The sequence below is a fragment of the Bradyrhizobium tropiciagri genome (assembly GCF_001189845.1).
GTDB classification, from domain to species: domain Bacteria; phylum Pseudomonadota; class Alphaproteobacteria; order Rhizobiales; family Xanthobacteraceae; genus Bradyrhizobium; species Bradyrhizobium tropiciagri.
The window spans coordinates 45054-68472 of record NZ_LFLZ01000038.1 but is presented as its reverse complement, the minus strand read 5'-3'; the positions used below and the strand labels follow the sequence as shown (position 1 = coordinate 68472).

Sequence of the window (23419 nt, the reverse complement as noted above, 5' to 3'; positions counted from 1 at the left end):
TTCGACGCGAGCCTACCAGCAAGTGTAACCGCCATCGACCAGAACGATGCTTCCGGTCATCAGGCTTGCGGCCTCGGAGGCAAGGAACAAGACAACGGAGGCGATCTCGTCGACCTGGCCCATCCGGCCCATCGGGGTTCCACCGATCCAGGCGTCGTACATTTTGGGGCTGTTCTTCACAAAAGCGTTCAGCGGCGTCTCGATATAGGTCGGCGCCACCGCGTTGACGCGGACCCCGCGCGCGCCCCATTCGGCGGCGAGCGACTTGGTCAAATGATGCACCGCGGCCTTGGAGGCGTTGTAGAAGCATTGTTCCTGCGGCTTGTTGACGATGAAGCCGGACATCGAGCCGACATTGACGATGGTGCCGGATTTGGCCTTCAGCATGTGATTGCCGAAGGCGCGGCAGCACCAGAAGGTGCCGTTCAGATTGACGTCGATGACATTGAGCCAGTGCTCGTCGGTCACGGTCTCGGCCGGCGTCTCGCTGCGCGCGATGCCGGCATTGTTGACGAGGATGTCGACCTTGCCGTACTTGCGCACCAGCTCGTCGGCGACCGCCGAGACGCGGCCGGAATCCGTCACGTCCATCAGCGCGATATCGGTGTCGAAGCCCTTGGCCTTCAGCGTGGCCTGCGCATCATTGGCGACCTTGGCGTCGCGATCGCCGATGATGACCTTGGCGCCGGCTTCCGCCAGCGCTTCGGCGCAGGCGAGCCCGATGCCCTGACCCGCGCCGGTGATGATGGCGGTCTTGCCGCCGAGCTTGAATTTCTCGAGATACATTTTCTTCTTCCTTTGCCTAGAGCCCGCGTTTCGCGGGCGTGCCGCCCCGGCCAGAGCGAGATCGACGGCGGAGACCGTCCGTGCTTTTCTGAGCATGATCTGTTCGGAAAACCGCTTCACACTTTGCGCTAACGCGGCTCTCCGGGTCCGGATCATGCTCTACGCGTGGATCGATTTGCCGCTGTCGTCGAAACGATGGATGCGCGCCGGATCCGGGATCAGCGACACCTTGTCGCCGGGATGCAGGTCGAGCTCGCCGATGTAGCGCGCGGTCAGCATTCCCTGCGGCCCGGCGTCGACATAGAGAAACGTATCGCTGCCGAGATGCTCGGCGACCGAGACCGTGCCGTGCCAGCCGCCCTGCCCGTCGCGCTCGACCTTCAGATGCTCCGGCCGCACGCCGATGGTCGCGGCACCCTGCTGCTTCGCCAGATCGCCGGTGACGAAGTTCATCTTCGGCGAACCGATGAAACCGGCGACGAACAGGTTGGCCGGCTTCTCGTAGAGTTCGAGCGGCGAGCCATATTGCTCGATCTTGCCACCGTTGAGCACCACGATCTTGTCGGCCATGGTCATGGCCTCGACCTGGTCGTGGGTCACGTAGATCGCCGTGGTGCCGAGCTGCTTCTGCAGGCGCGTCACCTCGAGCCGCATCTGCACGCGCAGCGCGGCGTCGAGGTTCGACAGCGGCTCGTCGAACAGGAACGCCTTCGGCTCGCGCACGATGGCGCGGCCGATCGCGACGCGCTGGCGCTGGCCACCGGACAGCTCGCGCGGCTTGCGGTCGAGATAGGGCGTGAGGTTGAGCGTCGCCGCGGCGGCCTCGACCTTGCGGTTGATCTCGTCCTTGGCGATGCCGGCCATCTTCAGGCCGAACGCGATGTTGCCGCGCACGCTCATATGCGGATAGAGCGCGTAGGACTGGAACACCATCGACAGGCCGCGCTTGGCCGGCGGCACATCGACCACGTTGCGGCCATCGATCAGGATGGCGCCGCCGGTGACATCCTCGAGTCCTGCGATCAGCCGCAGCAGCGTGGTCTTGCCGCAGCCGGACGGGCCGACGAAGACCACGAAGGAGCCATCGGCGATGTCGAGGTCGGCGCCCTTGATGATGTGGACCGGCCCGAACGATTTTTGCACACCCTGCAGCGTAATCTGACCCATGGAAAAGCCTTTCTGCTACTTGACCGCGCCGAAGGTCAGGCCGCGAACGAGCTGCCGCTGACTGAACCAGCCGAGCACGAGAATGGGCGCGATCGCGAGCGTCGACGCCGCCGACAATTTCGCCCAGAACAATCCTTCCGGGCTGGAATAGGATGCGATGAACACGGTGAGCGGCGCGGCCTCGAGCGTCGACAGATTGAGAGTCCAGAACGCCTCGTTCCACGCCAGGATCAGGTTGAGCAACAGGGTCGAGGCGAGCCCCGGCACCGCCATCGGCGTCAGCACGTAGATCAGCTCGCGGCCGATCGTGGCGCCGTCCATCCGCGCCGCCTCTAAGATGTCCTTCGGGATCTCCTTGAAATAGGTGAACAGCATCCAGATCACGATCGGCAGGTTGCCGAGGCACAGGATGAAGACCAGTCCGGTCCGGGTGTCGAGCAGGCCGACGGTCCGGAAGATCAAATAGATCGGCACCAGCACGCCGACCGGCGGCATCATCTTGGTGGAGAGCATCCAGAGCAGCACGTCCTTGGTGCGCTTGGTCGGCGAGAACGCCATCGACCACGCCGCCGGGATTGCGATCAGCATCGCGATCAGGGTCGAGCCGCCGGCGATGATGATCGAATTGAGCGCATGGTGGAAATAGTCGCTGCGCTCCTGCACCGTGACGTAGTTCTCCGTGGTCCAGTGGAAGAACAGGAACGACGGCGGGATCGCGAACGCTTCAAGCTCGGTCTTGAAGCTCGCCAGCACCATCCAGAGGATCGGGAAGAAGATCAGGAAGCCGACCAGCCAGGCCGCTGCCGTCGAGATCACCTTGTTCCGTGTCGTGACCATCCGCGCCATGACGTTACGCCTCCAGATTCCGGCCGACGATACGAACGAGGAAGAACGCGACGATGTTGGCGAGCACGACCGCGACCAGGCCGCCCGCCGAAGCGCTGCCGACATCGTACTGGATCAGCGCCTGCGAATAGATCAGGAAAGCGATGTTGGTGGTCTGCAGGCCGGGCCCGCCGCCCGTGGTGACGAAGATTTCGGCGAACACCGTGAGCAGGAAGATGGTCTCGATCAGGATTACCACCGTGATCGGGCGCGCTAAGTGCGGCAGCGTGATGTAGATGAAGGTCGAGATCGCGCTCGCGCCGTCCATCTCGGCCGCCTCCTTCTGCTCCTCGTCGAGCGATTGCAGCGCGGTCAAGAGGATCAGGGTCGCGAACGGCAACCACTGCCAGGAGATGATCAGGATCACCGCGAACAGCGGCGCATCGTTGAACCAGTCGATCGCCGGCAGCCCGAACAGATGCGCGATCCAGGCGAACAGGCCCGACACCGGATGCATCAAGAGGTTCTTCCAGACCAGCGCGCTCACCGTCGGCATGACGAAGAACGGCGCGATCACCATCAACCGGACGATCGAGAGCCCGACCACCTGCTGGTCGAGCAATAACGCCAGCGGCACGCCGAGGATGATCGTGATCGCGAGCACCGAGCCGACCAGCACCAGCGTGTTCTGCAGCGAGGCGAGGAAGGCCGGGTCGGTCAGGAAGTAGCGGAAGTTCTCCAGGCCGACGAAGGATTCGGAGCCGGGATCCAGCAGGTTGTAGTGCAGGGTCGCGAAGTAGAGCGTGAGCGCCAGCGGCACGATCATCCAGATGAACAGCAGCGCCACCGCCGGCGTGAGCAGTGTACGTGCGAGCAGTTGGGTCTGCTGGGTCGCCATCCCCGCCTCCTTCTTCAAGGAAAGGAGCGACCATCCCGCTGCGGGACAGGATGGTCGCGAGTGATCCAGCTCGGGAGGTCTAAGCTGGTCGGCGGCCAGGGCGCTTGATACGCCCTGGCGATCGGGTCGCGTGGATTATTTGACATAGCCCGCGCGCTTCATCTCGCGCTCGGTCGCGGACTGCGCAGCTGACAGCGCCGCATCGACGGTGGTCGAGCCGGACAGCGCGGCCGAGAACTGCTGGCCCACCTGGGTGCCGATGCCCTGGAATTCAGGGATCGCCGCATATTGCACGCCGACGTAAGGCACCGGCTTCACGGTCGGGTGGCTCGGATCAGCCGCATCGATTGAGGCCAAGGTCATCTTGGCGAACGGCGCTGCCTTCAGATACTCGGGATTCTGGTACAGCGAGGCCCGTGTTCCCGGAGGCACGTTGGACCAGCCTTCCCTGGACGCGACGAGCTTGGAATAATCCTTGCTGGTCGCCCAGGCGATGAACTTCTCGGCCGCATCGACCTTTTTCGAGCCGGCGGGGATCGCCAGTGACCACGCCCACAGCCAGTTGGCGTTCTTGCCGAGGCCGGTGTTCGGCGCCAGCGCGAAGCCGACGTTGCCGGCGACCGTGGACTGCGCGGGGTTGGTCACGAAGGACGCCGCCACCGTGGCGTCGATCCACATTGCGCATTTGCCGGCGTTGAACAAAGCGAGGTTCTCGTTGAAACCGTTGGAGCTGGCGCCGGGAGGGCCGGCCTGCTTCATCAGGTCGACATAAGTCGTGAGCGTCTTCTTCCATTCCGGCGAGTTGAACTGCGGCTCCCACTTCTCGTCGAACCAGCGCGCGCCGAAGGAATTGGCCATCGCGGTCAGGAACGCCATGTTCTCACCCCAGCCGGCCTTGCCGCGCAGGCAGATGCCGTAGACACCGGCTGATTTGTCGGTGAGCTTCTTCGCCGCATCGACCACGAAATCCCAGGTCGGGCTGTCCGGCATCTTCAGGCCGGCCTTGTCGAACAGGTCGGTGCGGTACATCACCATCGAGCTCTCGCCGTAGAACGGCGCGGCGTAGAGCTTGCCGTCGACCGAGACCGCATCCCTGATCTTTGGCAGCAGGTCATTGACGTCGTAATCGGCGCCGAGCTTATCGAGCGGCACCAGCCAGCTCTTCTTGGCCCAGATCGGGACCTCATAGGTGCCGATGGTGAGCACGTCGAACTGACCGCCCTTGGTGGCGATGTCGGTGGTCACGCGCTGGCGCAGCACGTTCTCCTCGAGCGTCACCCATTTGACTGATATGTCGGGATTCTTCGCGGTGAATTCGCTGGTGAGCCCCTGCATGCGGATCATGTCGCCGTTGTTGACGGTCGCCACCGTCAGCGTGGTCTGGGCGATCGAGGGGGCAGAGATCAAAAGAGCAGCCGCGCCCGCAACGGCGCAAAGGACGTTTTTCAAGGTGACCTCCCTTATGTCACGTTGAGCATATGCCCACGTGTTGAGCGTATGTTCATACTGCCGCCAAAATTTGTCAAGCGCGCGGGTGGTGCCGTCCCGCGCGATTGCGGGTTCCACTGCACGCTGGAAGGGAGGTTTTTGCGGACGCGAAGAGAGCGACCAGTGCTGAGAAGTTGAACTGCAACCGCGACGCGACTGCGCTCCCTCGCCCCGTTCTTCACGGGGAGAGGGTTGGGGTGAGGGACCCTCTCCGCGCATACGAAAGCAGAGGAATGCGTGGAGACTCCCCCTCACCCGGAATGCATCTGGCGATGCATTCCGACCTCTCCCCGCAGGCGGGGCGAGGTGAAGTACAGCGCACCGATTCTATCGATCCAGCACGGCGCGTGCGGTCGCCTCATCCGTGATCAGGCCGTTGATCACCCGGCCCGCCAATGCCGCCTTGATCGACGGCACCTTGGCGACGCCGACGGCGGCGGCGATCGTGGTCGAGACCGCGGGGATCTGCGGCGGAACGCTGGTCAGGCGCTTGTTGGTGCCGCCCTTGATCAGGCGGCCCTTGGCGTCATAGGCCCAGCCGGTCACCTCGCCGACCGCGCCGAGCCGCATCATCTCCAGCAGCTCCTCGCGGGTGACGAAGCCGTCGACATGGACCTGGGCCTTCTGGTCCATCTGGCCGATGCCTATCAGCCGCAGATCGGCCTTGGCGGCGACCGCCCTCACCCGCGCGATCGGATCGATGCGGACCATGCGGTTGCGCTCGTCCTCGCTCGACATCAAAAACGGCAGCGGCATCGGGTAGTGGCGCGCGCCGGTGCGATCGGCCAGCCGTCCCACCGTGTCGTAGAAGCTCGCCGAGCCGTCGGCGGAGATGTTGCCGACCAGCGAGACGATCTGGTGATCGGGCCGTTCGATCGGTGAGACCCGTTCGACCGCGGCGCGCACCGCGCGGCCGGTGCCGAGCGCGACGATGACCGGCGTCTCCGAGCGCAGCGTCATCTCCAGCAGATTGGCGCTGCGCTCGGCAATCCCTGCATTCGACAGCGGCGCCGCCGGATCAGTCGGCACCACGTCGCAATGCACCAGGTCGAACCGTTCCTTCAGCCGCGAGGCCAGCTCCATGCAGGCCGCGATCGGATGCTCGAGCCGGAACGTGATCAGCCGCTCGGCCAGGCACAGCGACACCAGGCGCTGCGCCGAGGCGCGCGACACCTGCAGCATTTTTGCAATTTCGTCCTGGGTGTGGCCGGCGATGAAATACAGCCAGCCGGCGCGCGCCGCGTCGTCGAGACGGGACTTTTCGTTGTCGGGCGCAGCCATCGTCCTGTGTCAGCCTTCCATCCAGAAATCATTCATCGCGGCGAAGATTCGATCCGCCCCGGCCTGCCGCAGCAGAGCACTGCCGTCCGCCAACCGATAGTGGGCGCCGCCGACAAATCCCCACACTTTCATGCCCGCGGCCTTTGCGGCGGTCACCCCGCTGACGCTGTCCTCGATGACAAGCGTGCGGCGCGGCTCGGCCGCCATCGCGCTGGCCGCGTGCAGAAACAGATCCGGCGCCGGCTTACCGTGCCTGACCATCTGCGCGGTGTAGAGACGTTGTCCGAAGCTCGACGCAAGACCGGTCAGCTCCAGCGAGAACTTCACCCGCTCGAGATCGCTCGATGAGGCGACACAATACGGCAGATGCAATTCCGCAAGCACCGCCGCGATGCCGGCGATCGGCTTGAGCCGGGCACGGAAGGTCTCACGCACCTTCAGCGCCAGTTCAGGCAGGAACGTCGCGGGCAACGGCTTTCCCAAGTCCCGGCAATAGTCGAGCAAGGCCGCGGTGCTGCGGCCGAGAAAGAGCTCGAGCGCCCGCTCGGTGCTCATCTCGATGCCGATATGATCCAGCGCCTCGGCGAGGCAGCGGCAACTCAATTCCTCGCTGTCGACGAGCACGCCGTCGCAGTCGAAGATGACCAGTTCGGTCTCGGGAAGCCGCGCATCCATCCCGGCATGAGATCATATGCTCACGCCATGAGCAATAGATCACAGTTTCGCGCGGAATGCCGCGCCTCAAATGGTCGCGGTGCACCGCCAAGGATGCTGTGCGACAAGGCGAAATGCCGCATGACACACCTCTGATCGCGACCGTCGTCGCGGGCCTCGGCCTCGCCTTCGTCTTCGGAACCATCGCCCAGCGCTTCCGGGTTCCGCCGCTGGTCGGCTATCTCCTCGCGGGCGTCGCCGTCGGTCCGTTCACGCCCGGCTTCGTCGCCGATCAGGCGCTCGCCACCGAACTCGCCGAGCTTGGTATCATCCTGCTGATGTTCGGCGTCGGCCTGCATTTCTCGCTGAACGATCTGCTGTCGGTGCGCGCGATCGCGGTGCCCGGCGCGGTCGCGCAGATCGCCGTCGCGACATTGATGGGTCTCGCCCTCGCATTGCTGATGGGCTGGACCGTCGGCGCCGGTCTGGTGTTCGGGCTCGCGCTATCAGTCGCAAGTACCGTCGTCCTGTTGCGCGCGCTGCAGGAGCGCCGCCTGATGGACACCGAACGCGGCAAGATCGCGGTCGGCTGGCTGATCGTCGAAGACCTCGCCATGGTGCTCGCGCTGGTGCTGTTCCCGGCGGTGGCGAGCTTCCAGGGCGGCGGCGACGGCGCAGCGCTCGTCTCCGATCCGCTCGCCGCCCGCTTCGGCCTCGGGCTGACCGGCGTGCTGGTGCTGACGCTGATCAAGATCGCCGTGTTCATCGCGCTGATGCTGGTGGTCGGACGCCGGCTCATCCCATGGGTGCTGCACTATATCGCGCACACCGGCTCGCGCGAGCTGTTCCGGCTAACCGTGCTAGCGATCGCGCTCTGCATCGCCTTCGGCGCCACCAAGCTGTTCGGGGTTTCGCTCGCGCTCGGCGCCTTCTTCGCCGGGATGATGCTGCGGGAATCGCCGCTCAGCCAGCGCGCGGCCCAAGAGACGTTGCCGCTGCGCGACGCCTTCGCGGTGCTGTTCTTCGTCTCCGTCGGCATGCTGTTCGATCCGCTCAGCGTGGTGCGCGAGCCATGGCCGTTCGTAGCTACCCTGTTCGTCATCGTGGTCGGTAAATCGCTCGCCGCGCTCTTGATCGTCGTGCTGTTCCGGCATCCGATGGCGACCGCGTTGATGATCTCGGCGAGCCTCGCCCAGATCGGCGAATTCTCCTTCATCCTCGCCGAGCTCGCGTCGCCCTCAACCTGCTGCCGAAGGCGGCCGCGACCTGATCCTGGCCGGCGCGATCTTCTCGATCATGCTCAACCCGCTGGTATTCGCGGTGGTCGACTGGCTGACGGCCCGGCTCGAAAAGCCGGAGATCGCCTCGCCGGCTGCCGCGACATCAGAGCCGATCCCGACCACAGACTTGCAGGACCACACCATTCTGGTCGGCTACGGCCGGGTCGGCAGCATCGTGGGCGATGCCTTGCACGAGCGCAACGCGCCGTTCCTCGCGGTCGAGGCGTCCGACGACATGGTCGCAAAACTCAAGCAGCGCGGCATCGAAACCCTGATGGGCAACGCCGCGCGCGCCAGCGTGCTGCGCGCCACCAATCCGGCCGCCGCGCGGTCGCTGGTCATCGCGATTCCCGAAGCATTCGAGGCCGGACAGATCGTCGAGCAGGCCCGCGCCGCGAATGCCGACATCCAGATCATTGCGCGCGCGCATTCCGATGCCGAGGTCGATCATCTGAAGGGGCTCGGGGCCGACATCGTGATCATGGGCGAGCGCGAGATCGCCCGCGGCATGATCGAGGAGCTCGACCGGAGACACGCAGCCGTGGTCACGCAACATCCGCCGGCGGCCAGGGAAGATTCCGCAGCCTGAGGTGACGGCGCGCACCCGGTCAGATGCGGCGCCCCCACACGATACAAGGAGACAGGATATGGCGTTCAAGAGCCCGCATGTTTCGCTGGTGTCGTTCTCGATCGAGATCGGCGCCGAAGTAACCACCAATGTGATGCAGATCGAGACCGATTTGCATCTGAACCGGCGGCATCCGAGCTACGACGCCGCCGCAATCGAGCGCCTGGTGCGCGATGCGCAGGCCTATCTCGCCGGCAATGCCGACCAGATCACGCAAATCCGGCTGGTTTCCACCCGCAGCGGCCAGACCTGAGCAAATCACCCGCCGAGGAATGCCGGCGCCAGATCTTCCTGCACGATGATGTTGGCGGCTTCCGTCGTCAGCTCGCTGCCGACCAGATCGAGATTCTTCGCGGCCTCGAACAGCATCGAGCGGACGTCATCAGGCGTCAGCACCCCCTTTGCGATCAGCTTGCGTACCAGCGCCTGCAGGATGAGAACGTCGATCTCGCCATGAGCCAGCGGCGTCGGCTTGTCCGTCATGATCGTCTCCGGGGGCTGAAGTTCGACTCAGGCGAGCTTGTTGTTTGAGCATGATCTTTTCGGAAAGCCGCTTCGCACTTTTCCGGATCATGCTCTAGCGCTGCGGTGACGCGATATCCTTGTGCAACTCTTCGAACGCGCGGCGCAGGCCGTGCAGCTGGTCGACCAAATGGAGGATGACGTCGATCCCCTCGTCGTTGACGCCGAAGTCGCCCTTCAGATCCCGGATCAGATGCGCACGCGCCAGGTCGGTGTCAGAGAAACTGACTTCGTGAGCGGTCTCGTCCGGAACGAGCCATTGCTGCTCGATCCAGAACTCCAAGGTCCGCACCTCGAGACCCGCGTCGATGAGGAATTGCTGCTTGTTCATGACGCACCATCCTCGCGCGGATTGAATGCCTTGCGATCCCAGTTCGAGACAAACGCCTCGAGCGCGGGATCGGGTCCCTTGGGCAGGACCACCTTGAGCTTGACGAATTCATCGCCATTGCCGCCGCCGACCTTGGGCGCGCCCTTGCCGCGCAAGCGCATCGTCGTGCCGGTGTTCGAGCCCTTCGGAACCGTCATGGTGACGGCGCCGGTCGGGGTGGGAACATTGACCTTGCCGCCGAGCACGGCCTCGGCCAACGAGATCGGCAATTCCAGCGAGATATCGTCACCGTCGCGGGTGAAGCGCGGGTCGGGGCGAACCTCGACCTCGATCAGCGCGTCGCCCGGACCGCCCTTGCCGCTGCCGGGCATGCCCTTGCCGCGCAGGCGGATGATCTGGCCGTCGACGAGTCCCGGCGGGATCGTCACGTCGAGCGTGCCGCCATCAGGAAGCGTCAGGCGCTTGCCCGCACCGGTGATCGATTCCGCGAAATCGATCACCAGGCTGTAATGCAGGTCGCGGCCGCGCCGGTTGGCGCGCGCCTGCTCGGTGCGCCGAAGCAGCTCGGCAAAAGCATCGTCCTGATCCATATAGTCGGCATAGCCGGAGCTGTCGGCATAGGGATGCCCCGCATCGGCGGTGGCGAAATCCCGGTAGTAGCGATGCTGCGGCCGCTCGGCGCCGCTGGCATCGATCTCGCCGGCGTCGAAGCGCTTGCGCTTGTCGGCATCGCTGAGCAGATCGTTCGCGGCAGCGACTTCCTTGAACTTGTCCTCGGCCGCCTTGTCACCCGGATTGAGATCCGGATGCAGCTTCTTCGCCAGCTTGCGATAGGCCTTCTGGATGTCGGCCGCAGTCGCCGTCGGGGCAACGCCAAGGACCTCGTACGGATTTCTCACAACCTGCTCCGCAACACCGTGAGTGCACCTGCAATCATGAGGGCGCAAAAGCAGGCGATTTGCAAGTGCGCAGGCGCGCCGCCCGAGAACAGGCAGCGCAACGTGTGCTCAGATCACGGGCGCTACGAGGTGTGTCCGGGATCCAGATATTTCGGCATGTTCTTTTCCTGCTGCGGCGTCATCTTGGCGGTGTCCGGCTTGCCGGGCACGCCCCTCGGCCCGAGCAGGGCCCGCTGCATATCGTCCTCGCTCAAGCGGGGCTTGCCGTCGTCAAGCTGTCCGTCGCCACCGTGACTCTGTGCCATGACCGACCTCCAGTGATGATCGCTCGCGCGCGGGCAAAGGAGAGTGCGCGCTCCGCCGGAACGAGCCGGCGGAGCGCGATCTTACCTCAGTGTTGCTCCTGCCGCTTCTCCTCTGCCGGATGACCTGCGGGTGCGGCATGCGGCGGCGCCTGAACGTGGGGCGCGGCCTGGACGTGGGGCGGGGCCTGCACGTGCGGCTCCGGCCGGGCCGCCTGCTGCGGATGCGCCTCGGCTGGCTGCGGATGCGCGGCCGGCGGCTGCGGAGCATGCGCCTCGGGGTGCGGCAACGCCTCAGGCCTTGCTGCCTGCTCAGGCCGCGCGGCCGGCTTCGCGGCTGGCTCGGGCCGCGGCTCCTCCTTGCGCACTTCCGGTGCGGCAGGCCGCGCTGCTTCCGTTGCAGGCCGCGGTTCGGCCTTGGGCGCGGCGGCAGGTGCTGCGCGCTTCTCTTCGACCGCGGGCTTGTTCACCTCGGCGGGTGGATGCGCGGCAACGCCCTTCTCGGGGACCGGAAGCGCGTGAGATCCGGCAGGTGCCGGTGCAGCAGGATGCGGCTCGACCTTCGTCTCGGGCGTGGGAGCTGCGTGCTTCTCCTCGACCGCAGGCTTGTTCTCCTGTGCGGTCGGATGCGCCGCGGGAACTTCCTTCCCCGGGACCGGGAGCGCGTGAGAGGCAGGCGGTGCATTCGCAGTCGCAGGCGCGGCTGGGGATCCAGGCCGCGCCGGCTCCCCGGCCGCCGGCTTAGCGGCGGTGGCAGGCACGGCCTCGCCGGCCGGACGCGCGCGGACCACGCCCGGTCCCTTCAACTCGCCAGGACGCGCGGTGGCGCCGACGGCGGGCACGCCGTTGTTGGCGCGCTTGAACAGGCTCGGATCCTGGCTTGCGGTCTCGACCTGCTTGCGTTGCAACGGCGTCGCCGCGAAATGCTGCTCCTTGGCGACCGCACGATCGGCAGCAGTCGGCCGCGCTTCGATACCGCCGGTGCCGCCATTGTAACTGACATTGTTGACGGTGGTCTGGTTGACCGTGACGTTCTTCTCGTAGACGTTGTTGATCTGCGCGCCCTGCAGATTGTTCACGGTGCGATTGTAGAAGAAGTTGCCGTGATCCCAGCGGCCGCCTTCATAGCCTGAACCACCGTAGCCGAAGCCGTAGTTGATGCCGCCGTAGAAGCCGACGCGATCACCCCAATAGCCCTGATGGAAAATGAAGCCGCCGCCGAACGCGCCCCAATAGCCAGGAGTCCACAGCAGCCCGACGCGCGGTGGCTGCACCCAGGTGCCCGGCACCCAGTAGTAATCGCCGCGATCATCGTCCCACGACCAATTGCCCGGCGACCACATGTAGCCGGGCCCAGGCACCGGCGGCTGATCGTACGTCGGCAGCGGCGGCGGCGGAGAGTCGACAGCAGAGACCGGCGCGCATGCCGCATCCTGCGCGATGGCTGGCACCGCGGTCACTGAGAACAGCGCCGTGGCAATCGCTGCACACGACACGGTCGAAAGGAGACGAGTTGTCATTGGGAGCCCTCTTCGATGAGCACGTTCAACGTGAGAACCGGAACAAAAGTTCCGTGCATCGGCAACGCACCGACACACTTCATCGCTAGCGCCTTGACCTTACACCAGCCTGAAACAGCTCGAAACACATCACGCAGCCATTCATCGCGGGTTCAGAGTGTGCAGTGACTCATCGTTGTGCGATTCAATGGAACATCGCGACGCTCGCCGGCATCATCGCGTGCACTCACCGCGTGCAAGATCATCGCTTTTCCAGAATGTGTCACGAATACGATTTTGGCGTTCGCACGATTGCAATGATTCGAGACTCGTCGCGCTGCTGAGTTTGCCGAGACGGTCGGCCAGCCAGCATCGGCGCGACGCGCGCCGGCACATCCCGTGGCAGTACCTCCGGGTGACTGCCAACAGCCGCGCTCCGCGATTGACACACCCCCGAAACGACCACACGATGCGGGCCGCGGCAGCCTCGAGCCCGCGGTTTTCCGCCGGCGCAAATGCACTGGGCTGCCATATGATGGATGTCATCGTTCCGCCATCTGTCGCCGGCGGCAATGCATGGCATACCTGATCTCGACCAGCCTGTGCCGCCCTGAGGTGCCACGATGAATATTGAAAAATATACCGATCGCGTCCGCGGCTTCATTCAGTCGGCACAATCGCTCGCGATGCGCGAGGGGCACCAGCAGTTCTCGACGCTCCACATCCTCAAGGTGCTGCTCGACGATCCCGAAGGCCTCGCGGCCGGCTTGATCGACCGGTCCGGCGGCAACTCGCGCGCGATCCTCAAGGCCACCGAAGAGGCGCTGGCGAAGGTGCCCAAAGTCAGCGGCGCCGGCTCCGGACAAATCTATCTGGCGCCGGAGACTGCGCGCGCCTTCGCCGCGGCGGAACAGGCCGCCGACAAGGCCGGCGACAGTTTTGTTTCGGTCGAACGCCTGCTGCAGGCCCTCGCCGCCGACAAGGACAGCGACGCCGGCAAGCTGCTCGCCAAGGGCGGCGTCAATCCGCAGAACCTGAATGCGGCGATCAACGCGCTGCGCAAGGGCCGCACTGCCGACAGCGCATCGGCCGAGAATGCCTATGATGCGCTGAAGAAATACGCCCGCGACCTCACCCAGGCGGCGCGCGACGGCAAGCTCGATCCGGTGATCGGCCGCGACGAGGAAATTCGCCGCACCATCCAGGTGCTGTCGCGCCGCACCAAGAACAATCCCGTCCTGATCGGCGAGCCCGGCGTCGGCAAGACCGCGATCGTCGAGGGCCTTGCGCTACGCATCGTCAATGGCGACGTGCCGGAAAGCCTGCAGGACAAGGCGCTGCTCGCGCTCGACCTCGGCGCGCTGATTGCCGGCGCAAAATATCGCGGCGAGTTCGAGGAACGGCTCAAGGCCGTGCTGCAGGAGGTGACATCAGCCGAGGGCGGCATCATCCTGTTCATCGACGAGATGCACACCCTGATCGGCGCCGGCAAGGGCGACGGCGCGATGGATGCGTCGAACCTGCTGAAGCCGGCACTCGCCCGCGGCGAGCTGCATTGCATCGGCGCCACCACGCTCGACGAATATCGCAAGCATGTCGAGAAGGACCCGGCGCTGGCCCGGCGTTTCCAGCCGGTGTTCGTCTCGGAGCCAACGGTCGAGGACACCATCTCGATCCTGCGCGGCTTGAAGGACAAATACGAGCAGCATCATGGCGTGCGCATCGCGGATTCGGCGCTGGTCGCCGCCGCCACGCTGTCGAACCGCTACATCACCGACCGTTTCCTGCCCGACAAGGCCATCGACCTGATGGACGAGGCCGCGGCACGGCTGAAGATGCAGGTCGATTCCAAACCTGAGGAACTCGATTCGCTCGACCGCGAGATCATTCGCCTCAAGATCGAGCAGGAGGCGCTCAAGAAAGAAACCGATCTCGGCTCCAAGAGCCGCCTGCAGACGCTCGAGAAGGATCTCGTCGATCTCGAGAAGAAATCGGCGGACATGACGTCGCGATGGCGCTCAGAGAAAAGCAAGCTCTCCGACGCGCAGAAGATGAAGGGTGAGCTCGAGCAGTTGCGCACCGAGCTCGCCAATGCGCAGCGCAAAGGCGAATTCCAGAAGGCGGGCGAGCTCGCCTATGGCCGCATTCCCGAGCTCGAGAAGAAGCTCGCGGCGGTCGAGGCCAGCGAGACCTCGTCAGCCAGCGAGACCGTGACCGCGGACAATATCGCGCAGGTGGTGTCGCGCTGGACCGGCGTGCCGGTCGACAAGATGCTGGAGGGCGAAAAGGACAAACTGCTGCGCATGGAGGAGATGCTCGGCAAGCGCGTCGTCGGCCAGGCCGAGGCCGTCCGCGCGGTGTCGACCGCGGTGCGCCGTGCCCGCGCCGGCCTGCAGGATCCGAACCGGCCGATCGGCTCGTTCATGTTCTTGGGTCCCACCGGCGTCGGCAAGACCGAGCTGGCAAAGGCGCTGGCCGAATATCTGTTCGACGACGAGACCGCGATGATCCGCCTCGACATGTCCGAATACATGGAGAAGCACTCGGTGTCGCGGCTGATCGGCGCGCCGCCCGGCTATGTCGGCTATGACGAGGGCGGCGCCTTGACCGAAGCGGTGCGGCGGCGGCCCTACCAGGTCGTGCTGTTCGACGAGATCGAGAAGGCCCACCCCGATGTCTTCAACGTGCTGCTGCAGGTGCTCGACGACGGCCGCCTCACCGACGGCCAGGGCCGCACCGTCGATTTCCGCAACACGCTGATCATCATGACCTCGAACATCGGCGCCGAATACCTCGTCAACCAGCCCGAGGGGCAGGGCACCAGCGCGGTGCGCGAACAGGTGATGAACATGGTGCGGGCGCATTTCCGCCCGGAATTCCTCAACCGCATCGACGAGATCATCCTGTTCCACCGGCTGCAGAAGAGCGACATGGGCCGCATCGTCGAGATCCAGTTCGCGCGGCTGCGCAGGCTGCTCGAGGATCGCAAGATCGATCTCGAGCTCGACCCGAAGGCGCGCGACTGGCTGGCCGAGAAGGGCTGGGACCCAGCCTATGGCGCCCGCCCGCTGAAGCGGGTGATCCAGCGCAGCGTGCAGGATCCGCTCGCCGAGATGATCCTTTCCGGTGACGTGCGCGACGGCTCGCAGGTCAAGCTCTCCGCGACCAAGGCCGGCCTCACCTTCAACGGCAAGAAACCCGAGAACGCGGCGGCCGACGAATTCGAGCCGGTCTGAAACAAGCCCCGGACTGCCAACGGCGCGCTGTCATCGCCGCGTCGTCCGGACGCATCATATGCAAGCTGAATATTCAAGCCGGATAGGCAAACTGACCTGCAACCAGGGAGAGCGCCATGACGCAGCAGAACATCAAGGACAACATGGAGGTCATCGGCGCCGACGGCGTGCATGTCGGCACCGTCGATCACGTCGAAGGCAACCGCATCAAGCTCAAGAAGAGCGAGAGCGACGGCTTCCACAAGGGCCACCACCACTATATCGAGCTCGGCTTCGTCGCCGGCGTCGAAGGCTCCAAGGTGCGGCTATCGGCCAACGCCGCGATTGCGGTGACACTCGAGGAGGAGAAATCCGGCAAGCCCGTCGATTGACGCGGGCGCGTTTGTACAAGAGTGAGCAATTCGAGCCCTTGTCAAGGTTCTGGTTGCGTGCTCCTCTGCCTTTGCCTGGACGTCGATCTGGCGTCCAGTAGCTATGTTTTTGCCCTCGTGGAATAGCCGCCCAGCAAGGAGACATGCGTGCCATCAGCCGTTCCGCAACCGGTCGCTGCGAAGCTGACGCGCGCGGCCATCTTCCTTGCGGTCACGATCAAGCCCGATCCGGAATATGATGCAGTGGTGCGGTCGCTCTGCGCCGATGTGGCCGCGCTGGTGCGCGCCGTCGGCTTCCGCGATCTCGAAGGACGGCTGTCCTGCGTCATGGGCATCGGCTCCGATGCGTGGGACCGGCTGTTCGGCGCGCCCAGGCCGCAAGGCTTGCACCCGTTCCGCGAGATCAACGGCGTTCACCACGCGGTTGCGACACCGGGCGACCTCTTGTTTCACATCCGCGCCGTGCCGATGGATCTGTGCTTTGAGCTGGCGACGCAGATCATGTCACGGCTCGGCGATGCTGTCGCCACCTCGGACGAGGTGCATGGCTTCAAGTATTTCGACGAGCGCGACCTGCTCGGCTTTGTCGACGGCACCGAGAACCCGCAGGACCAGGCGGCGCTGGAGGCCACGATCGTCGGCGACGAGGACGCGGCATTCGCCGGCGGCAGCTATGTGATCGTGCAAAAATACCTGCACGACATGAAGAAGTGGAACGAACTGCCGGTCGAGATGCAGGAGAAGATCATCGGCCGTACCAAGCTCTCCGATATCGAGCTCGACGATGCGGTGAAGCCGAGCTATGCCCACAACGCGCTGACGACGATCGTCGAGAACGGCGAGGAGCTCGACATCGTCCGCGACAACATGCCGTTCGGCAGCGTCAGCAAGGGCGAGTTCGGCACCTATTTCATCGGCTATGCAAAATCCCCGCACCGGATCGAGCAGATGCTCGAGAACATGTTCGTCGGCAAGCCGCCGGGCAATTACGACCGCCTGCTCGACTTCAGCCGCGCCGTGACCGGCACGTTGTACTTCGTGCCGTCGGCGACCTTCCTGGAGGATGTCACCAGCGAGGCGCCCGCAGCCGCGCCCGCTGAACCGTCCCCGGATGACGCCGGAGCCGACGAGACATCTGCACCAGGAATACCGCCGTCCGACGGCTCGCTCGGGATCGGCTCACTGAAAGGAGACGCTGGACATGAATAATCTTCATCGGGGACTCGCCCCCATCTCAGACGCGGCATGGGCCCAGATCGAAGAGGAAGCCTCGCGCACGTTGAAGCGCCATCTGGCGCGCGCCGTGTCGTCGACGTCGACGGTCCGAAGGGGACGGATTTCTCCGCGGTCGGCACCGGCCATCTCAAGAAGATTGCGACGCCCGGCGACGGGGTCGAGGCGACGCAGCGCGAGGTTCGCGCGCTGGTCGAGCTGCGCGTGCCGTTCGAGCTGTCGCGCCAGGCGATCGACGATGTCGAGCGCGGCTCGAATGATTCCGACTGGGATCCGCTCAAGCAAGCCGCGCGGAAGATCGCCTTCGCCGAGGATCGCGCGGTGTTCGATGGCTACGCCGCCGCCGGCATCCAGGGCATCCGTCAAGGCACCAGCAACCCGGTGCTGACGCTGCCGTCGAGCATCAAGAATTACCCCACCGTGGTCGCGCAGGCGGTCAGCCAGTTGCGGCTCGCCGGCGTCAACGGCCCCTATACGCTGCTGCTCGGCACCGAGCCCTACACTGCGATCGGCGGCGCGACCGACGACGGCTATCCGGTGCTGCAGCACATCCAGCGCCTGATCGACGGCAAGATCATCTGGGCTCCCGCGATCGCGGGCGGCGTCCTGCTCACCACCCGCGGCGGCGACTTCCAGCTCTCGATCGGCCAGGACCTGTCGATCGGCTATCTCAGCCACTCGGCGACCTCGGTCCAGCTCTATTTCCAGGAGACCATCACATTCCTGATGCTGACGAGCGAAGCGTCGGTAGTGCTGGCGCCGGAGGCGAAGAAACCCGCCTAGCCTGTCGGCGTTCACTCTTCCAGGAAGCTTCGGCCGTTGCCGGAGCTTCCGTTGAACTTCAACGGAGAGGACGCGCGCAATGGACTACGATCTCTACATCAACCCGAAGAAGGCATCGGTTGGCCTCTATGTTCGCAAGGGCGCCGGCCTTCCCGATCTCGCCGACGCCAAGGATTGGGTGTTCGACGGCACCTTCGGTCAGGCCAATCTGCCGGCGCAGCTCGTGAAGGAGATCGAGGCCAACGGCCACGCCTTCCGCGACATGGATTGAGCGCGGTTACTTCTCGCCGACCTTCACCGGGGCGGTCTCGGGCATCAGGCTCATCGCCACGATGCCGACCGCGGCCGCGAGCAAGAGATACCAGGACGGCGCCAGCGGATCTCCCGTCACGTGGAGCAGCCACGTGACCACGAGCTGCGCGGTGCCGCCGAACGTCGCGATCGCAACTGCGTAGATCGTGGCGAATACGCCGCCGCGAATGTTCTGCGGCAGCGCCTCGGTGAAGGCGGCATAGAACGCCGTGAACGGCAGCGAGCCGATGAACGACAGGATGCCGAAACCGAACAGCAGCGACCACGCGCCGGGGTCGCGGACGATCCACAGGAAGGCCGGATAAGTCAGCACCAGCACCACCAGCTGCGGCCAGATCATGATCGGCTTGCGGCCAAGCCGGTCGGCGAGCCAGCCGCCCAGCACCGCGCCGATGATCTGAAGCCCGTTGCTGACCAGCGACACGGTGAACGCGAGCGACGGCGACACATGCAGCGTGTTCTTGGCATAGGTCGTCATGTATTGCGTCACATAGGTCGAGATCGTGCCGCTGGCCAGGATCATCACCGCCAACACGATCACGCGAAGGTGCCGGCGCGCCAGCGCGAGATGGCTTGAGCTTTCGACCTGCCCGGCGACGTGCTCGCCATGCGAGACCGTTTCCGGCAGCGTGCGGCGCATCCAGATGCCGAACGGCAGGCAGACCGCCCCGAGCAGGAAAGCGACCCGCCATCCGTAAGCCTGCAGCATGTCGGGCGCCATCGTGCTGCTCAGGATGACGCCGACGAGGGCGCCGACCGTCGCCGCGATCTCCTGGCTCGCAGGTTGCCATGCCACCACGAGGCCGCGATTCCGGGGCGCGGCAATCTCGATCAGATAGGCTGTGGTCGGACCGACCTCGCCGCCGAGCGCAAAGCCCTGCACCATCCGCGCCAGGATCACGATAACAGGCGCCACGATGCCGATCGCGGCATAGGACGGCGTCAGCGCGATGGTCAGGATCGCGCCCCCCATCAGCGCGAAGCTCAGCAGCATCGCCGGCCGCCGGCCGACCCGGTCGGAGAAGATGCCGAGCACGATGCCGCCAATGGGGCGCGTCAGGAAACCGGCGCCGAAGGTCGCAAGCGACAGCATCAGGCTGCCATACTCGCTTTGCGCGGGAAAGAACGTGTGCCCGATCTCGGTCGCAAAGAAGCTGTAGGTGATGAAGTCGTAGAACTCCAGCATGTTGCCGATGGTCGCGGCAAAGGCTGCGCGCTTGACATCGAATTCCCTGCTCGCAATGTCCGGCAACGCTGTCAGTTCCCATTCTGTCTCGCCGGAGCGAGTATGATTCCTCCGCTCTTGTTAGGCAAGGCAACGCTTGGACAGGACTGGCACGCCGGACGAATGCGGCGCAAGCGACAAGCCTCAGCGGGCCGGAGCAATGATCGCGCGGAGGATATCTTCGTTCCAGCGCTGTCGCGCGCCGTCGAAGGCCGCGAAATCGTGATCGAATTGCCAATAGGCCCACGGCCAGCCGTTCCGTTCCGCGCTCCTCGTCATGAACGACAGGTACCTCGCCCGGCTCTCCGCCGGCGCGCGCTCATAGACACCGAACTCGCCGAGATAGATCGGGCGCTTCTCCTTCTCCGCCCAGGCGCGGATCTTGTCGAAATCGGCGGCGGCGCTGGCTTCGTCCTCCGCAGAGCCCCAGCTCAACGGGCCGATCTTCGAGAACGTCGCCGACCACGGCGCGCCTTGATGGGTGAATTGCAGCGGCAGGTAATAGTGGAATGTGACGATCAGGTTCCGGTCGCCGGCCGGCAACGCCAACGCGCCGATCGGCAGTTCCTCGGTGTTCAGGATGGCGGCCACGACATTGCGCTTCGGATTGGCGCTCCTGACGATGGCCAGGCATTCACCGAGCAGCGCATTCCACTCGGCTGACGTCATGTTGCCGCCGGGCTCGTTCAGGATCTCGAACACCAGCGCCGGATATTTGCCCGCGTAGCGCGAAGCGACCTGACGCCAGAACGCCTTGAGCTTGGCGGTGCATTCCGGCACGTCGCGCTGGCAGAGATCGGTGTCGTGCTCATCGAGGATCGGGATCAGCCTGTGCGCCAGGACCTGCTCGATCACAGCATCGAGGCGCCGCAACACGGCTTCATCCAGCATGTTGCCGGAATCCATGTGCCTGAAGCCGAAGAAGTTGATCCGGACATGCGCGAAGCCGGCCTTGCGAATGGCGGCGAGGTTTTCCAGACGGAACGGCGCATTTTGGTAACCTTCCCAGATTCCGTCATAGCCGAGAATGTTGATGCCGCGCCCCAGCGCCGCGACGTTCGGAGACGCCGCCTGCCCGGCCGCACCCGCGGGCGAGATCAGCGCGGCGGACAGCACCGCGGCCAGCAGCAGGTGAACGGCTCCTTGCAGAAGCAATCGAAGCGCTCTCATGACCGCTCCAACTCGTACAGCTGCACGCGCGACGATGGCAACGACCGGCACACGGCGAGGAAGAAGGCGATCAACAGCACCGATGTGAACATCGTCGAGCGAAGGAAGACCGTCTCGGTAAAATTGGTCTGGCAGTTCAGGAAGACGAACCCGATGATCAGCGCACAATGCAGGCGGTCGATCGCGCGTCCCGCGATCAGGCAGAGCACCTTGTAGGAGAACAGAAAGACGCTCGCCGTGAACAGGAAATAGCCGATGAACCCGGTCTCGACCAGAATGGCGACATAGCCGTTATGGTAGTTGTCGAGCACCCAGCCGTGGTTCTGGTTGAAATAGTCGTAGATCTCGGGCCTGGTCCAGAACCCGTTGATGCCGAATCCGATCAGCGGCGCATCATCGAAATGGCTGATGGCGTACTGCCAGATGAAGGTCCGCTCGGTGAGATTGATCGCCGTGTCGAAGACATGGATCGAATCGTAGCCGGTCGCGTAGAAGTACAGCATCAGCAATGCGGCCACGACGCACATCGCGCACGGCAGCATCGCATAGACCTGCATGCACCTGACCGACCACAGGGAGCTCAGCAGCAGCCCACAGGCGACCAGCGACAACGCGCCGGCGCCGCGCGACTCCGAAAAGATGACGCAGGTCGACGCGAGCGCAAAGGTCACCAGGAACGGCAGCCATCCCTGTCCGGTCACCTTTCGAAAACAGGCAAAGAACATCAGATAGGCCCCGGCGAAGCCCAGCGTCTGCTTCGATTCGAAGACGCCCTGCCATTGCCCATTATGCATCCAGGTCTGGTCCACGCCGATGTCCGGGAGGATCACCGCACAAAACGCCGAGCCTGCGATCAGGACGAAGAGGCCGCGGGTGGTCGACTTCACGATGTCGTCGAGGCCGACGCGGGTGACCATGCAGAACGCGCCGAGCGTCGTGATCGCGAGCGCGGCGGCCTTCATCAGGGCGGAAACGTCCAGATCGGTCCAGAATACCGAAATCGTGGCGAACGCATAGAATGCGACGATCACCAGCGTGTCGAGATTGAAGGCGAGCCGCAGGCGGGGACGGATGAACAGGCTCGCATAGATCAGCACGCCCCACATCGCGAGGGCGACGACCTGCTGCACCAGCGTCACCCCGGCTGGAAGCAGCGCGGGGTGGAACGTTCCCATCGACATGATCACGTTGATGGTGATCGACCAGTTGACGACGGTTCGTGCAAGATTTTCCGCTTCAATGCCCGGCGCTTGCCAGACCGAGCTATCGAGCGCTCGTCCGTCCATATCAGTTGTACTCCGCTCACTGAAGAGCTCGCCGCTCCGGTGGATCGGAGCGGCACATTGCACGCGGTAGACAATCTAGTCCCTGGTCGGCGAGGACCGGGTCCGGTTGAACAGCAGATAGAGAGCGTGGGGATTGGTCGTCAGATAGCGCCAGAACAACCGGCGCGGCTCGAGCCAGAGACGCCAGGCCCATTCGAGCCCGACGATCTGCATCCATCTCGGCGCGCGCGGCCGCGAGCCGGACAGGAAGTTGAACAATCCGCCCGAGGTCTTGATGACGCCAACGTTGCCAAGCCGCGAGATGAATTCGTCGACGAAGGCCTGCTCGTAGGGCACGCCGAGCGCGACCCAGAGAAAGTCCGGCGCCAGCGCGTTGATCTCGTCCACCTTGGCCCGCAGCGCGTCGCCACGCAGATAGCCGTGCGAATGGCCGACGATCTTGAGGGCCGGATAGGCCCGGCGGACATTGGCGATTGCCGCCTTGTTTTCGGCTTCGTTCGCGCCGAACAAATAGAAGGTCAGCCCGAGCTTCTCCGCCTTGCACGCGACGTCATGAAACAGATCTGTAGTCGCGACGCGCTCGGGCAGCGGCTTCGACGACCGGAGCTTCGACACCATGACCAGCGGCTGCCCATCGGCATTGATCAGGTCGGCGGCCCGGAATAGCCGATCGGTCATCGGCTCGGTCGAGCAGCGCGACAATACTTCTCCGTTGGCCGAGGTCAGATAGAGCGGACGATTGGCGCGCCGGTTCGGGTACACGGCCTCGACCATGAAGTCGGCGGTCTGCTCGCGATCGAGCACGGCGAGCCGCAACCCACCGATGGTTTCCCGCGGGACACCCGCAGTCATGGCCCTGCCAACAGGATTGGTCCGACGCTCCCGCATGCCGTTCGGCAGGGACGACCGGCTCGGCACACTCGTCGCGTGCGCCGGCTGCTCGCCACGCGAAGTGTCGCAAATTCGGACAGGCGGAACAGCGATATCTGAATCGAGACTCTGGGTCCCTTCGCGATCGGCGCGCGCAGACGAAATCGCATCGGAAACGCGGGCGTTTTGGCTATGACTCAACATTTCAGCAAGGGCTCCAGTGCTTACATGCCCTTAACTGCAATATCCGGTCCAGACAACGCGCGATGCCTCGTCGCACCCTCGATGAGTCGAGGCCGCAAAGAGGTCGTTAACCATGCTCGCTTCGCACGGCACGGCAATCTTGCGCCGACGGCAAGCCGCTATCGTTTCA

The 23419-nt window shown here is 64.6% G+C and carries 21 protein-coding genes and 2 pseudogenes; 7 read left to right on the top strand and 16 right to left on the bottom strand.

From position 1 onward, the window contains the following. Positions 1–12: 12 nt before the first annotated feature. The 7 genes from AKN84_RS26775 to AKN84_RS26745 form a co-directional block, all read right to left on the bottom strand. On the bottom strand, positions 13–786 hold the full coding sequence (locus AKN84_RS26775; protein WP_050423563.1) for an SDR family NAD(P)-dependent oxidoreductase: 774 nt from the start codon (positions 784–786) through the stop codon (positions 13–15). Positions 787–945: 159 nt separating this feature from the next. Then, positions 946–1953 carry an ABC transporter ATP-binding protein gene (locus AKN84_RS26770; protein WP_050423562.1) on the bottom strand — a complete coding sequence of 336 codons (1008 nt, stop codon included), beginning with the start codon at positions 1951–1953 and terminating at the stop codon, positions 946–948. A 15-nt stretch (positions 1954–1968) separates the two neighbouring features. Continuing rightward, positions 1969–2799, bottom strand: coding sequence for a carbohydrate ABC transporter permease (locus AKN84_RS26765; protein ID WP_050423561.1), 831 nt, complete (start codon positions 2797–2799; stop codon positions 1969–1971). A gap of 4 nt (positions 2800–2803) precedes the next feature. Further along, complete coding sequence (locus tag AKN84_RS26760) at positions 2804–3676, bottom strand: carbohydrate ABC transporter permease (protein ID WP_050423560.1); 873 nt, start codon at positions 3674–3676, stop codon at positions 2804–2806. Positions 3677–3811: 135 nt separating this feature from the next. Continuing rightward, positions 3812–5125, bottom strand: a complete 1314-nt coding sequence (locus tag AKN84_RS26755) for an ABC transporter substrate-binding protein (RefSeq protein WP_050423559.1) — start codon at positions 5123–5125, stop codon at positions 3812–3814. A gap of 366 nt (positions 5126–5491) precedes the next feature. Then, complete coding sequence (locus tag AKN84_RS26750; protein ID WP_050423557.1) at positions 5492–6445, bottom strand: sugar-binding transcriptional regulator; 954 nt, start codon at positions 6443–6445, stop codon at positions 5492–5494. Positions 6446–6454: 9 nt separating this feature from the next. Beyond that, the gene (locus tag AKN84_RS26745) at positions 6455–7120 is read right to left on the bottom strand and encodes an HAD family hydrolase (protein ID WP_050423556.1); all 666 of its coding nucleotides are present in this window, start codon (positions 7118–7120) and stop codon (positions 6455–6457) included. A 113-nt stretch (positions 7121–7233) separates the two neighbouring features. Between AKN84_RS26745 and ybaL the strand changes: the two are divergent. Both ybaL and AKN84_RS26735 read left to right on the top strand, forming a co-directional pair. Then, positions 7234–8968 (top strand): annotated as a pseudogene (gene ybaL / locus AKN84_RS26740) (YbaL family putative K(+) efflux transporter). A gap of 58 nt (positions 8969–9026) precedes the next feature. After that, a complete protein-coding gene (locus AKN84_RS26735) occupies positions 9027–9260 on the top strand; it encodes a hypothetical protein (RefSeq protein ID WP_050423555.1) in 234 nt (77 codons plus the stop codon). Between the two features lie 5 nt (positions 9261–9265). Here AKN84_RS26735 and AKN84_RS26730 read toward each other — a convergent pair whose 3' ends face one another. The 5 genes from AKN84_RS26730 to AKN84_RS26710 form a co-directional block, all read right to left on the bottom strand. Continuing rightward, entirely contained in the window at positions 9266–9490 is a 225-nt protein-coding gene (locus tag AKN84_RS26730) for a hypothetical protein (protein WP_016843345.1), read from the bottom strand. A 94-nt stretch (positions 9491–9584) separates the two neighbouring features. Continuing rightward, positions 9585–9860, bottom strand: a complete 276-nt coding sequence (locus tag AKN84_RS26725; protein WP_050423554.1) for a chaperone modulator CbpM — start codon at positions 9858–9860, stop codon at positions 9585–9587. Then, the gene (locus tag AKN84_RS26720) at positions 9857–10759 is read right to left on the bottom strand and encodes a DnaJ C-terminal domain-containing protein (protein ID WP_050423553.1); all 903 of its coding nucleotides are present in this window, start codon (positions 10757–10759) and stop codon (positions 9857–9859) included. The genes AKN84_RS26725 and AKN84_RS26720 overlap by 4 nt, the downstream gene beginning before the upstream one ends. A gap of 122 nt (positions 10760–10881) precedes the next feature. Continuing rightward, positions 10882–11064, bottom strand: a complete 183-nt coding sequence (locus AKN84_RS26715) for a hypothetical protein (protein WP_021081492.1) — start codon at positions 11062–11064, stop codon at positions 10882–10884. 86 nt (positions 11065–11150) lie between these two features. Continuing rightward, positions 11151–12581, bottom strand: coding sequence for a YXWGXW repeat-containing protein (locus AKN84_RS26710; protein ID WP_128971188.1), 1431 nt, complete (start codon positions 12579–12581; stop codon positions 11151–11153). Positions 12582–13183: 602 nt separating this feature from the next. On the opposite strand from AKN84_RS26710, the gene clpB reads away from it, so the two are divergent. The 5 genes and pseudogenes from clpB to AKN84_RS26685 all read left to right on the top strand — a co-directional run bounded on the left by clpB (position 13184) and on the right by AKN84_RS26685 (position 18454). Further along, positions 13184–15796 (top strand): ATP-dependent chaperone ClpB, encoded by a 2613-nt coding sequence (gene clpB / locus AKN84_RS26705; RefSeq protein ID WP_050423551.1) that lies wholly within the window; start codon positions 13184–13186, stop codon positions 15794–15796. Positions 15797–15912: 116 nt separating this feature from the next. Then, positions 15913–16167 (top strand): DUF2171 domain-containing protein, encoded by a 255-nt coding sequence (locus tag AKN84_RS26700; protein ID WP_050423550.1) that lies wholly within the window; start codon positions 15913–15915, stop codon positions 16165–16167. 147 nt (positions 16168–16314) lie between these two features. Continuing rightward, complete coding sequence (locus tag AKN84_RS26695) at positions 16315–17376, top strand: Dyp-type peroxidase (RefSeq protein ID WP_050423549.1); 1062 nt, start codon at positions 16315–16317, stop codon at positions 17374–17376. After that, positions 17369–18183, top strand: a pseudogene (locus AKN84_RS26690) (family 1 encapsulin nanocompartment shell protein). The gene AKN84_RS26695 and the pseudogene AKN84_RS26690 overlap by 8 nt, the downstream one beginning before the upstream one ends. Positions 18184–18262: 79 nt before the next feature. Then, on the top strand, positions 18263–18454 hold the full coding sequence (locus tag AKN84_RS26685) for a hypothetical protein (RefSeq protein ID WP_050423548.1): 192 nt from the start codon (positions 18263–18265) through the stop codon (positions 18452–18454). A gap of 6 nt (positions 18455–18460) precedes the next feature. Here AKN84_RS26685 and AKN84_RS26680 read toward each other — a convergent pair whose 3' ends face one another. The 4 genes from AKN84_RS26680 to AKN84_RS26665 form a co-directional block, all read right to left on the bottom strand. Further along, a complete protein-coding gene (locus AKN84_RS26680) occupies positions 18461–19747 on the bottom strand; it encodes an MFS transporter (protein WP_050423547.1) in 1287 nt (428 codons plus the stop codon). A 117-nt stretch (positions 19748–19864) separates the two neighbouring features. After that, complete coding sequence (locus AKN84_RS26675; RefSeq protein ID WP_050423546.1) at positions 19865–20890, bottom strand: glycoside hydrolase family 5 protein; 1026 nt, start codon at positions 20888–20890, stop codon at positions 19865–19867. Then, complete coding sequence (locus AKN84_RS26670; RefSeq protein ID WP_050423545.1) at positions 20887–22176, bottom strand: O-antigen ligase family protein; 1290 nt, start codon at positions 22174–22176, stop codon at positions 20887–20889. The genes AKN84_RS26675 and AKN84_RS26670 overlap by 4 nt, the downstream gene beginning before the upstream one ends. A 75-nt stretch (positions 22177–22251) precedes the next feature. Then, positions 22252–23064, bottom strand: coding sequence for a WecB/TagA/CpsF family glycosyltransferase (locus AKN84_RS26665; protein WP_050423544.1), 813 nt, complete (start codon positions 23062–23064; stop codon positions 22252–22254). Positions 23065–23419 lie beyond the last annotated feature (355 nt).